Origin of the sequence: Streptomyces sp. NPDC057623 (assembly GCF_042800355.1) — a bacterium.
Taxonomy (GTDB): Bacteria; Actinomycetota; Actinomycetes; order Streptomycetales; family Streptomycetaceae; genus Streptomyces.
The window spans coordinates 36,711-49,266 of the sequence record NZ_JBHVGZ010000073.1; the positions used below are offsets into that span (position 1 = coordinate 36,711).

Sequence of the window (12,556 nt, forward strand, 5' to 3'; positions counted from 1 at the left end):
GAACGACGTGCAGGACACCCTTCAGACCCTTGTCGGCGGCCTGAGCCTCGGTGCCGTCTACGCCCTGGTGGCGATGGGCTTCTCCCTCGTCTACCGCACCATGGGACTGGTCAACTTCGCCCACGCCGACATCGCCATGATCGGCGCCTACGCCGCCTCCACCTTCTACCTCACCTCCCAACTCCCCTTCGCCGTCTCGATGGTGGTGGCCATCGTCATCACCGGGGTCATCGGCCTGGTCATCGAGCGGGTCCTGCGCCCGCTGGAGAACAAGGACTTCGACCTGATGCTGATCGGCACGATCGGCTTCGGCATCGTCCTCCAGGCCCTGGCCATCATCATCTGGGGCACCACCGGCCGCGCGGTGCCCTCACCACTGGACTCCGCGCCGCTGGACGTCTTCGGCATCCGGGTACGCACCTACGACCTGCTGGTCATGGCCGTCGCCGCGCTCGCCGTGGTCTCCCTCGCCTACTTCCTCTCCCGCACCAAACGCGGCGCGGCCATGCAGGCCGTGGCCATGGACCACGAGGCGGCCACCGCCGTCGGCATCGACGTCGGCCGCAGCAACGCCCTCGCCTTCGCCATCGGAGCGGGTCTGGCCGCCCTCGCCGGCGGCCTGGTCGGCCCCATGCTCTACGTCGACGCCTCCCTCGGCGGTGCCCTCGGCATCAAGGGCTTCGCCGCGGCGATGCTCGGTGGCTTCGGCTCCATCCCCGGAGCCGTGGTCGGCGGGATCGCCATCGGCGTCCTCGACTCCTACGCCGCCGGCCACTTCCAGGGCTACTCGGTACTGGTCACCTTCCTCGTCTTCACGGTGGCGATCATGGTCCGGCCCATGGGCATCTTCGGCGAAAGGACGGTCAGCCGCGCATGAGGTCCCGCCTGATCACCACCGGCGTCGTCGTCCTCGCCGCCTGGGCACTCCCGTACGGCCTGGGCGGCTACACCATCCATGTCGTCAACATCGCCCTCATCTACGCCCTGCTCGCGATCGGCATGGGCCTGGCCATGGGGGTCTCCGGCCAGATCAACCTCGCCCAGGTCGCGTTCTTCGGTGTGGGCGCCTACACCGTGGCCATCCTCACCACCCACTACGGCCACGGATTCTGGGTCTCGGCACTGCTCGCCGTCCTGGCCACCGTCGTCGTCGGCCTCTTCGTGGGCATCCCCGCCCTGCGGATGCAGTCCCACTACCTGGGCATCGTCACCCTCGGCCTCGCCCTGGGCTTCATCAACTGGATCACCAACGCCGAGATCAGCGGCGGCGCCGACGGCATCTCGGGAATCCCTCTCCCCCCGCTGCCCGGAGTGGACCTCTCCAGCGAATACCTCTACTACTACCTGGAAGCCGTCGTCTTCGGCCTCGCCCTGCTCTTCGGGCTGTTCGTCGTCCACACCTCGCTCGGCCGCCGACTGCGCGCCATGCGGGACGACGCGCTGGCCGCCGGGGCCATGGGCGCCGAGATCCCGTTCCTGCGCATGACCGCGTTCCTGCTCGCCAGCCTCTACGGCGGCCTGGCCGGCGTCCTCTACGCCGGCCTCATCCGCTACGTGGCCCCCGAGACCTTCTCCATCGGAAACATGTTCATCCTGCTGGCCATGGTCGTCATCGGCGGCCGGCGCTCCCTGGTGGGCTGTGTCGTCGGCGCCGTCGGCCTGACCCTCGTACGGGAATGGCTCTCGGACTTCTCCACCTACGCCCAGCTCGGATACGGCGTGGTCGTCGTCCTGATGGTCGTCTTCGCGCCGACCGGCCTGGCAGGCGTCCCCACCCGGCTGCGCGCGCTGTACCTGCGCCGTCGTGCCCAGCGGACCACCCGCGCGGAGCTGCGCCCCTTCATTCCCTACGCCGTCGCGGAGGACTCCGCCGACTCCGCCGACACCGGCGTCCTGCTGTCCGTGGAAGCCGTCAGCAAGCAGTTCCGGGGGCTTCGGGCGCTGGACGAGGTGACGCTCACCGTGCACCACGGCGAGATCCGTGGGGTCGTCGGCCCGAACGGATCCGGCAAGACCACCCTCTTCAACGTCATCAGCGGCTTCTACCGCGCGACGGCGGGTTCCGTGAGCTTCGCCGGCTCCGACACCACCACGGCCCGCCCCTACACACTGTCCCTGGCGGGCCTCGCGCGCACCTTCCAGAACCTGCGCCTGTTCGGCCAGCTCACCGTCCGCGAGAACATCCTCGTGGCACTCGACCGCACCCGCGCGCACACCATCTGGCAGTACGCCGTCTGGCAGCCCGGAGTCCTCGCACGCGAACGCGGGCTGCGCGCCCAGGCCGACGAGATCCTCGAACGGTACGGCCTCGTCGACTTCGCGGAAGCCGACCCCTCCTCCCTCCCCTACGGCATCCAGCGCCGCATCGAGATCGCCCGCGCCATGGCGGCCCGGCCACGGCTGCTGCTTCTCGACGAGCCGGCGGCGGGGCTCAACGGCGAGGAGGTCCAGCAGCTCATCCGTATCGTCCGCTCCATCCGCGACAGCGGAACCACCGTGGTCCTCATCGAACACAACATGGGACTGGTCATGTCCCTCTGCGAGAAGATCACCGTCCTGTCCAGCGGAAGGGTCATCGCGGAAGGCACGCCCCAGGAGGTCGTGTCCGCACCGGAGGTCATCGAGGCCTACCTCGGCGACTCCGAACTCGCCGAACTCGACCTCGGAACACCCCGGTCCGCCGCACCACCGGACCGTGCGAAGGAGGCCACCTCATGAAGGTCGGCGGAGCCGAAAAGGTCCAGCGTCTGACCGTGGAGGACCTGAGTGTGCACTACGGCGGTGTCTGCGCCGTGAGTTCCATCGGGTTCACCGTCGAGCCGGGAGAGTCCGTCGGCATCATCGGCGCCAACGGGGCCGGGAAGACCTCCACCCTCAAGGCGCTCATGGGCCTCGTCCCCCGCAGCAGCGGCCGGATCCGTCTGGGCGACCGCGACCTGACCGGCGTCAAGGCCCGCGACATGGTGCGCCACGGCATCGGCTACGTCCCGGAAGGACGGCATGTCTTCCCTGGTCTGTCCGTGGAGAAGAACCTGCTCCTCGGAGCGTACTCACGGCCCTGGGACAAGGAGACCGACCGCCAACTGGACGAGATCTACGCCCTGTTCCCCGTCCTGAGGGAGATGCGGGAACGGCTCGCGGGCGCCCTGTCCGGAGGGCAGCAGCAGATGCTGGCCATCGGCCGGGCCCTGATGACCCGGCCACGTCTGCTCGTCCTGGACGAACCGTCCATGGGCCTGTCGCCCAAGCTGGTCGGCAGCATCCTCGACGTCCTGCTCCGACTGCGCGAGGACGGGCTGAGCCTGCTGCTGGTGGAACAGAACGCCAAACTCACCTTCGGCGCGACCAACCACTGCGTCGTCATGGAGAACGGAGAGGTCGCCATGAGCGGCACCTCCGCCGAACTCAGCCACGATCCCAGGGTCAGAGAGGTGTATCTGGGGCTATGAGCGGGGGCGACGCGGGACGCGTCGCCCCCCCACGTCGGCGCTCTTCCCGTGGCACGGATCTCCTGATACTTATAACGAACTGGTTCGTACATAACGTGGGTGGAGTCGCCGTGGCCCAGTTCTCGTACCTCGTCGGGTTCATCGGATCGGGCATCGGCCGCTCACTGGGCCCCGAACTGCACGAGCGGGAGGCGCAACGGCACGGCGGGCTGCGCTACCTCTGCCGACGAGTGAACGCCGACGCACCCGCCTTCCGCGGCCGGAGCACGGGTGAACTCCTGCGCACCTGCCGGAACTTCGGCTTCTCCGGCCTCGACATCGCCCATCCGTTCCGTACTCGCGTCGTGCCCTTCGTCAACGAACTGTCCGAGACCGCGGCGCGCGTGGGATCCGTCGATTTCATCGTCTTCGCTCCGGACGGTCGAGCGATCGGGCACAACACGGACGTCGCCGGTTGTGTGGCCTCTTTCGTCAGAGGTCTGCCCGAAGTCCCGCTCGACCGTGTGGTGCAGATCGGAGCGGGCGCTGCCGGCATCGCCGCCGCGCACGCGCTGCGTGAGCGAGGAGCGCGGCACATCTCCGTCACGGATCCGACCCCCTCCCGCGCCGAAGCACTGGCCGAGCGGCTCAACCAGGGAACCGGCCCCGACTGGGCCGAGGCGTTCCCGGTCGACGCGCTGGCCTCGCGGCTGAAGCAGGCCGACGGTCTCGTCCACACCCTGACCCCGGGAAGCCGGGGATTCCGGGACACCGCGCTGTGCGAGAGCCTGCACCCAGGTCTATGGATCTTCGACGCCCATCAGCACCACGCGATCAGTACCCCGCTGCTGCGCGCGGGCAGCGAACTGGGTTGCCGCGTCCTGCACGGCGGCGGAGTGCTGGTGCACGAGACGGCCGCCGCCTTTCGGCTCGTCACGGGGCTGGCCCCGCACACTTCCCGTATGTTCGGCGACTTCGCGGACCTGACCGCCGGGCCCCTGGCACACACCTGACAGCCCGCTGATCCACGCTCGGCCGGCGAGACGGTCCCGCGCCCTGATCCTGATCCTGATCCCGGTCGACCGGGTGGCGCGGATTCACGCTCCCGATCCTGACCGCGGCCCACCGGGTGCCGCGGATTCACAGCGTCCTCTCGGCCGTTTCCCTGCCTGCTGACCTCGGCTTCCCAGGGTCCATGACGAAGATCGGCGACATCCCCCCTGCTCACCGGCAGCGGGTGGATCCATATCCGACTCCCCGTCAGTTCCCTGCCTTCTCCCCGCGTATCCCCTGCGAAGCCGGTCAGAGTCGACCGCGTGCACGGCCGATGCGCCGGTGCGCACGGGACGCCCCACATCCCCCCACACCCGAGGAATCCATGACGCACACGAGCAGTGGTCTGCACGCCCCTCGGCGCTTTCAGTCGCCGAGGGGCGCCGACACCTTTGGTACGAACACGTCACACGCGCCGACCGTCGAGATCGTCATCCCCGTCTACAACGAGGAACGGGCCCTGCCCGGCTGCATCCGTACCCTGCACGCCCGTCTGTGTGACGAACTGCCCTACCCCTGGCGGATCACCGTGGCGGACAACGCCAGTGTCGACCGCACCCTGACTGTGGCCCGGGACCTCTGCGAGGAACTGCCCGGTGTCGGCATGGTCCACCTGGGACGCAAGGGGCGCGGTCTCGCCCTGCGTACCGTCTGGGGTTCGAGCGACGCCGACATCGTCGTCTACATGGACGTCGACCTGTCCACGGGCCTGGACGGACTGCTGCCGCTGATCGCCCCGCTGGCCAGCGGTCACTCCGATCTCGCCATCGGCAGCCGGCTGGCACCCGGCGCGCGCACCGTGCGCGGTCCTCGCCGTGAACTGATCTCACGCTGCTACAACGCGTTGATCAGAGTCACCCATGGTGCTCGCTTCAGCGACGCCCAGTGCGGGTTCAAGGCGGCCCGTACCGAGGTACTGCGCCCCCTGCTGGACCGGACCCGGGACGACGCCTGGTTCTTCGACACGGAGCTGCTGCTGCTCGCCGAGCACAACGGACTGCGTATCCACGAGGTCCCCGTCGACTGGGTGGAGGACGTCGACACCCGGGTTCACGTCGTCGGCACCGCCACCGACGATCTCAAGGGTCTGTGGCGCATGGCGCGCCTCAAGGCGTCAGGCGCCGCGCGAGTCCCGCTTCCGCGCCGCCCGCAACCCGCTGCCGAACATCCCGACGCGGTCCTCGCCTCGGACGCGGCCCGCTCCCAACTCGCCTGGCAGGTCGGCTGCTTCGTTGCCATCGGCATCGCGTCGACGGTCGGACAGGCCCTCCTGTACTGGCTGCTGCGCGGCTGGTGGCAGCCTGCCGTGGCCAACTTCGTCTCCCTGCTCGTGCTCACCCTCCTCAACACCGAGGCAAATCGAAGGCTCACCTTCCGCCACTCCGCGGACGGCATCGGTGCCGGGCGGGCGCACGCGGGCGCCGGAGCGCTGTTCGTCGTCGGCTACCTGGTCACCTCGGGCGCGGTGCTGCTCTTCCGCCACGCGGTACCGGACGCCTCGGCCGCGGCCGAGGCCCTCGTCCTCGCCGCCTCCTCGGTCCTGGTGACCGGCATCCGCTTCCTGGTGCTGCGGCTGGCCGTCTTCCGCCGCCGTACGCCCTGATCCCCTCACGACTCCCCTGAGAGCGAATCCATCATGACGCACACCGCCGAGGCGCCACCCAGTACGGTCACGCTTCTGCCCGGAACACGGCGCGCCCTGCCCAGCTGGGCGGCCCCGGCCGCCCTGGGAGCGATCCTTCTCCTCTCCGCCCTGCTGTACGGCTGGGCCCTCGGCTCGCTCGGCTGGGGCAACTCCTACTACTCGGCCGCCGTGAAGTCGATGGGCCGGAACTGGACGAACTTCCTCTTCGGTTCCTTCGACCCGGCCGGAGTCGTCACGGTCGACAAACCGCCGGCCGCGCTGTGGCCGCAGGTCGTCAGCAGCAAGATCTTCGGCATGCACGGGTGGGCGCTGATCCTGCCGCAGGTGGTGGAGGGCGTCGCCGCCGTCCTCGTGCTGCACCGCACGGTCCGCCGCTGGGCGGGCGAGGGCGCGGCGCTGCTCGCGGCCCTGGTGATGACGCTGACCCCGATCACCGTGGCGATCAACCGGGACAACAACCCCGACACGCTGCTGGTGCTGTTCCTGGTCGCCGCCGCCTACGCGCTGACCCGGGCCCTGCAAGCCGGCTCGGATCGGCACGCCACGTGGTGGCTGTGCGCCAGCGGATTCCTGATCGGCTGCGGATTCCTCACGAAGATGATGGCGGCCTGGATGGTGCTTCCCGCCCTTGCCGCGGCCTGGCTGGTCGGTGCGAGCGGCACCTGGCTGGTGCGCGGGGGACGGCTCCTGATCGCCGGAGCGGTGTGCGCCGTCTCGTCACTGTGGTGGGTCGCGGTGGTCGCCTGGTGGCCCGGGGAGCGTCCGTACATCGGTGGCAGCACCGACGGCGGCGCCTGGGACCTGGTGACCGGCTACAACGGATTCGGCCGGATCTTCGGCGAGAGCGCGGGCCCTGGCGGCGGCCTGGGCGCCCTCGGCGGTGGATTCGGCGGCGAGGCCGGACTGCTGCGGCTCTTCAACGACCAGGTGGGCGGGCAGATCAGCTGGCTGCTGCCGGCGAGTGCCGTGGCACTGGCCCTCGCGGTCGCCGGGGCGGTTCTGCGCCGGCGGGGGAGCGGCTCGGCGGGGGAGGCCCTGGCGGGCTCCGGGTGGGTGCTGTGGGGGACCTGGCTGGTGGTGTGCGGGTTGGTGTTCTCCACCCAGGAGGGGATCTTCCACCCGTACTACACGACCCAACTCGCCCCCGCCGTGGCCGCGTTGACCGCCGGTCTGGTGACGGCACTGGTCCGCGCGCACCGGGCCGGGGCGCGCTGGGCGCTGCCCCTCGGTGCCGGGACCGTGCTGGTCACCGTGGTCTGGGCGGCCGTGGTGATCCGCCGGGTGCCGTCCTGGCACGGGTGGCTGGCCTGGGTCGTGCTGGTGGTGGGTCTGGTCGCCGTCGGACTGCTGGTCGCCGCGTCGCGGACGGTGCGGCTGGCTCCGGTCGCGCTGGGCGGCGCGCTGCTGGCGGCCCTGTTCGCGCCGGCCGCGTGGGCGGTGAGCGTGCCGGGCGGCTCGGGCTCGGCGATGGGCGGCAGCAACCCGACAGCCGGCCCGGCGACGATGCCCTTCGCGGCGGGGAGCCTGCCCGGCGCCGGTGGTGGCACCTTCGACCTTCCGCGGGGATTCGGCACCGGCGGCTCGGGCGCGCCCGGCGGATCCTCGGACGAGCTGCCCCAGGGGATGCCCTCGGAGATGCCTTCCGGGATGCCTTCCGGAATGCCCGGGTTCCCCGGCGCGGGCGGTGGCAACGGCTCGGGCTCTGGCGGTGGCAACGGATCGGGCTCGGGCTCGGGCTCCAGCGGATCGCTTCCCTCGTTCCCCGGCTTCGGCGGCGGCAGCGGCTCAGGAGGAGCGCGCGGCGGCTTCGGCGGTCCGGGCGACGACACCGAGCTCAGCTCCGACCAGCGCAAGATCCTCACCTACGTGACCGAGCACTCCGGCGACGCCCGCATCACCCTCGCGGTCGAGGGCGGATCCCAGGGCGCGGCCGGGTTCATCCTCAACAGCGACGAGACGGTCATCGGCATGGGCGGCTTCGCGGGCTCGGACGACGCGCCCTCGGTCGCTCAGCTGCGGAAGTGGACCACGAGCGGCGAACTGCGCTACATCCTCGGTTCCGACTCCTCGGGCGGCATGGCCGCCATGCTGGGCGGAGAGAACGGCGCGGCCTCCCAGCGGTCGACGTGGATCAAGGACCACTGCGCCAAGGTGTCCCCCAAGGCGTACGGCGGCAGTAGCAGCAGTGGCTCAGGCGACGGCTCGGCCGCGGGCGGCATGATGGGTCGTACCGGTACCACCTTGTACGACTGCGCCGCCGACAGCTCGGCCAAGTAGCGGAAGCGGCAGAACGGACGACACCGCACCATGCCCGAACCGCCCGCTGTCCCGGCCCGGCACCGCCTCCTCGTGGTGGAGGACGACCCCGGAATCCGCCTGTTGCTGGAGTCGGCGCTGCGGCTGTCCGGATACGAGGTCGCCGGCGCGGCCACCGGACTGGACGCCCTGCGGGACGTGGAGGGCTTCCGCCCCGACCTCGTCCTGCTGGACGTCATGCTGCCCGACCTCGACGGACTGGCGGTCACCCGGAGTCTGCGGGCGGCGGGAGTGCGGACACCGGTGCTGTTCCTCACGGCCCGCGATGCGGTCGTCGACCGCATCGCGGGCCTGACCGCGGGCGGCGACGACTACGTGACCAAGCCGTTCAGCATCGAGGAGGTGCTGCTGCGCATTCGCGCCATCCTGCGCCGTACCGACCCTGACCACCTCGCCGAGGCCGAGGGCGCCGACAGCGGGATCCTGCGCTTCGCCGACCTGGAACTGGACGAGAACGCCCATGAAGTGCACCGGGCGGGCGAGTACATTCCGCTGTCCCCGACCGAGTTCAACCTGCTTACCTATCTGCTGGAGAACGCGGGCCGGGTACTGAGCAAGGCCAAGATCCTCAACCATGTGTGGGGCTACGACTTCGCGGGTGACGGCCGCATCGTGGAAACGTACGTCAAGTACCTGCGACGCAAGATCGACCGCTTCGACCCGCCCCTGCTGCACACCGTCCGTGGCGTGGGCTACTGCCTGCGCCTGCCCCGCCCGGGGACGGACCGGTGATCCGCCGCCGCCCCCGGTCGTTGCGTGGCCGACTGGTGTGGGGGACGACCCTGCTGGCCACTGTCGTGGTTCTCACCGCGCAGGCCATCGGGGTTCTGGTTCTGCATTCCTGGCTGCTGAACCGGGTGGACCAGCAGCTGACGGAGTTCATGCTCCCGGACCGTGCCTTCGTGGAAGGCGCGGGTCTGCCGCCCACCGGACCCAGCCCGGACGACATGACGCTGCCCTCGGACTTCCGGGTCACCCTCTACGACTCCTCGCGCGCCAAGCGGGGAACCATCGGGGGCGGTGAGAAGCCGGGGCCCGAGCTTCCCCGGTCCATCGAAGAGCCTCACTGGGCCAAGGGCCGTCCCGTCTCGATCCCGGCCGAGGCCGGCGACGGCCGCTGGCGCGTGCTGTGGAAGGACGGAAAGTCCGAGGGCAACACGTTCGTGGTCGCCCTGCCCCTTGACACGGTGGAGGGCGCCATGTCGAAGCTGCTGGCCCTCAACGCGGCCGTCCTTGCCGCGGCCGTGGTCGGGCTGATCGCCGTCGGCCGGTGGGTGGTCCGCCTCGGTCTCCTTCCCCTGACCCGGATGGAGCACACGGCTCAGGACATCACTGCGGGGGACCTCACCACACGGTTGTCCGACACCGATCCGCACAGCGAGACCGGCCGACTGGGCACCGTACTCAACAGCATGCTCGATCGCCTCCAACAGGCCTTGCGGCAAAGGGAGTTCTCGGAAGTCCGGCTGCGCCGCTTCGTCGCTGACGCCGGGCACGAGCTGCGTACGCCGCTCACCTCCATCCAGGGCTTCGCCGAACTCGCCCTGCGTCATCCCGACCGCCCCGCCGCCGAGCGCCGGGAGGCCGACGAGCAGGTCGCGAGAAACGCCGAGCGCATGAATCTGCTCGTCAACGACCTGCTTCTGCTCGCCAAGCTCGACCTGGAGCCCGAAAACCGGGTTGTCCCGGTCGACCTGCTGTCCCTCGCGGCCGACGCGGTGAGCGCCGCAGCCGTGCGCGAGGGGGGCGCGCACAGGGTGTCGCTCAGCCCGCTCGACCGGACAGTCCCACACCCGGAGTTCGAGGTCGTGGAAGCGCTGGGGGATCCCGACCGACTGCTCCAAGTGGTCAGCAACCTCCTGTCCAACGCGCTCGTCCACACACCCTTGAGCACCCCGGTCGATGTCCGCGTGGGCACCGCGTCGGCGGGGGCGGCCACGGGTGGCACCGACCGCCCGGGACGCACCAGCGGCTCGCCTCCGCTGGCCGAGGGCACGCCGATCTGCGTGATCGAAGTCGCCGATCAGGGACCGGGTCTGCCACCGGAGGAGGCCGAGCGGGTCTTCGAACGCTTCTACCGTGTCGACCCGTCCCGCTCCCGTGACCAGGGCGGCAGCGGCCTCGGTCTCGCCATCGCCATGGCGATCGCCCAAGGCCAGGGAGGCCGGATCGAACTCGACACGCGGGTCGGCCGCGGATGCACCTTCCGCCTGGTTCTGCCTGCTCGTGGGTGAGTCGTGCCTTGCGGGGGTCGATCGCCGATGTCGTCGCGCGGCACCTCGGCGATCACTCCGAGCGCAGGGCGCGTCAAGGGCAGGGCGCGTCGAGGGCGCCGGGACCGGCGTCCTGCCGTGGACCGTGCCCTTGCCGGGGCGGAGGTGACGGACGCACCGCCCGTGGGCTGACGCGCGGCCACCGACTGGGGCCGCCGTATCTGCTGGTGGCCCGGCCGTCACGACTTGGCGAGTCCTTCGGCCGGCTGTCCGCGTTCACGCACGGATCCACCGTGGCGGAGCCCGCGAGCCCGAGGCCGGGAAAGCCGAAGTCCCGCGATCGTCGGGAGGGGTGCGTAGAGCTGGATGTCGCCACTGGCCGTCGGTGACGTGAGCTGCCTCGCCGAAGGTGCCCGGACGGTCCTTTCGGCTCGACCGACTCGGTTCCGCCGGACTCCCGACGGCGTCCCGCTCGGTCTGTCGAGAGAGGACATTCGTCCCTACTCCAGAGGAGGTCGGGGCTGGGACAGTGGGTACGTACCGTCAGGAACTTGAGATGAGGACATATGCGTGCTTCGACGTCGGTGAAGAAGAGGGTTGTCTCGGTGCTGGTCGCGGGTGGTCTCTCGCTGGGAGCCCTGGTGGGGACCGCCGGTGCCGCCCAGGCCGCGGTGTGCGCCGACACGCCCTGTTACTCGGTCACCGGTACCGGGAAGTCCCTGCAGGCGGCACAGAACGATGCCATCAACAAGGCGAAATCCCGGTGCGGCAGCCGTACGGTGCTCGACCAGAACCAGAGCCTCGCGCAGCAGCGCAGCGACGGCACCGTGGTGTACACGATGTACTTCGCCTGCCGGTAGGCGGCGGATCTCGGCGAGAGCGGGTGACCTCGGTGGCCCGCTTGTAGGCCGTCGGCCTGGACGGTTTCGGCGCCGCCGCGGCCAACCGAGGGCGAGTTTCGGGGCGCAGGTCGCCAACTGGGACATGTTCCGCGTGGCCGACCGCCGCATCGTCGAGCATGGGGACGACATCGTCCCCGTGCCAGCCGAACTGCCGCACTCCAACGGCCTGTTCCGAGGGTGAGGCATGCACGATGAGCGACCTGACCTACGCGGGCAAGACCTTCCCCTTCAGTGTCGACAACGGTGCCGTCTTCCACGACACCTATGCGTCCGACGGAACCACACCGCACTACGCGACCGTAGCCGGACTACGATGCGCTCAGCCTCTGGCAGACGCGCCCTGGCCTCCTCGTCCCTGCGACACCACCGTGCAGCGATGAGGCCCGAGGCCGGCGGCGGAGAGAAGGCGCCGACCCTCTCTCCGCGACCTGCCCGACCCGGGTCAGAGAACCGGTGCCGAGAACAGCTGCCGGATCTCGCCGATGCCGGAGACACGGCTGACCAGTTCGTCGCCCTCGGTCAGATAGCACGGCCCGGCACTCGTTCGGGCCAATTTTGGGGTGCGGCGACCGCACCGCCCAGCGAATCTCTACGCCGAGAACCTCACCCTGAGAAAGCGCCTCGGACGCGGACGCGTGGCGCGCTTGCGCACCCAAGATCACGAGTAGCCCGATCTCGCCTTCCTGCGGCCGGGGCCGGGCCATGGAGTCCGCGTTCGGACACCAGGGAGCAAGTGACTGGCTGGTAGCTTTCAGGTCTTCATGGCCGTGGCCCGGTTGCCTGCCTACTCGGCTTCATCGGACTCTCCGGCCCGGAATCGCTGGGCCTGTTCGTTGTTCCTGTTCACAGCTGCCTTGATCTGCTGATCAGTCAGTCCGGTCTCACGTCGCAGCTGCTTGGGCTTGTGACGGCGGCCAGTGGATACTCCCCGTAGGCGGCCGTTTATCTAGCACTCTGTGGCCGCGAGCTTCCCCACTGGCGGCCGGATACCTCCCCGGA

Annotated in this window: 9 protein-coding genes; all 9 read left to right on the forward strand. The window is 70.0% G+C overall.

Features of this window, described 5'->3' with window-relative positions; translation table 11 throughout:
- Nucleotides 1–7 precede the first annotated feature (7 nt).
- The 9 genes from ACFU95_RS42220 (at nucleotide 8) to ACFU95_RS42260 (ending at nucleotide 11,515) form a co-directional block, all read left to right on the forward strand.
- Nucleotides 8–877, forward strand: coding sequence for a branched-chain amino acid ABC transporter permease (locus tag ACFU95_RS42220; protein ID WP_152172928.1), 870 nt, complete (start codon nucleotides 8–10; stop codon nucleotides 875–877).
- Nucleotides 874–2,718, forward strand: coding sequence for an ATP-binding cassette domain-containing protein (locus ACFU95_RS42225; RefSeq protein ID WP_152172929.1), 1,845 nt, complete (start codon nucleotides 874–876; stop codon nucleotides 2,716–2,718). Before ACFU95_RS42220 ends, ACFU95_RS42225 begins: the two co-directional genes overlap by 4 nt.
- Nucleotides 2,715–3,449, forward strand: coding sequence for an ABC transporter ATP-binding protein (locus tag ACFU95_RS42230; protein ID WP_152172930.1), 735 nt, complete (start codon nucleotides 2,715–2,717; stop codon nucleotides 3,447–3,449). The genes ACFU95_RS42225 and ACFU95_RS42230 overlap by 4 nt, the downstream gene beginning before the upstream one ends.
- A 110-nt stretch (nucleotides 3,450–3,559) precedes the next feature.
- Complete coding sequence (locus ACFU95_RS42235) at nucleotides 3,560–4,441, forward strand: shikimate dehydrogenase (protein ID WP_383840190.1); 882 nt, start codon at nucleotides 3,560–3,562, stop codon at nucleotides 4,439–4,441.
- A 365-nt stretch (nucleotides 4,442–4,806) separates the two neighbouring features.
- Nucleotides 4,807–6,084, forward strand: a complete 1,278-nt coding sequence (locus ACFU95_RS42240) for a bifunctional glycosyltransferase family 2/GtrA family protein (RefSeq protein ID WP_152172932.1) — start codon at nucleotides 4,807–4,809, stop codon at nucleotides 6,082–6,084.
- A gap of 33 nt (nucleotides 6,085–6,117) precedes the next feature.
- A complete protein-coding gene (locus tag ACFU95_RS42245; RefSeq protein ID WP_383840193.1) occupies nucleotides 6,118–8,403 on the forward strand; it encodes an ArnT family glycosyltransferase in 2,286 nt (761 codons plus the stop codon).
- Nucleotides 8,404–8,433: 30 nt separating this feature from the next.
- Complete coding sequence (locus ACFU95_RS42250; protein ID WP_383840196.1) at nucleotides 8,434–9,174, forward strand: response regulator transcription factor; 741 nt, start codon at nucleotides 8,434–8,436, stop codon at nucleotides 9,172–9,174.
- Nucleotides 9,171–10,676 carry a sensor histidine kinase gene (locus ACFU95_RS42255; protein ID WP_383840199.1) on the forward strand — a complete coding sequence of 502 codons (1,506 nt, stop codon included), beginning with the start codon at nucleotides 9,171–9,173 and terminating at the stop codon, nucleotides 10,674–10,676. Before ACFU95_RS42250 ends, ACFU95_RS42255 begins: the two co-directional genes overlap by 4 nt.
- A gap of 545 nt (nucleotides 10,677–11,221) precedes the next feature.
- Nucleotides 11,222–11,515 (forward strand): hypothetical protein, encoded by a 294-nt coding sequence (locus ACFU95_RS42260; protein ID WP_383840202.1) that lies wholly within the window; start codon nucleotides 11,222–11,224, stop codon nucleotides 11,513–11,515.
- Nucleotides 11,516–12,556: the final 1,041 nt, after the last annotated feature.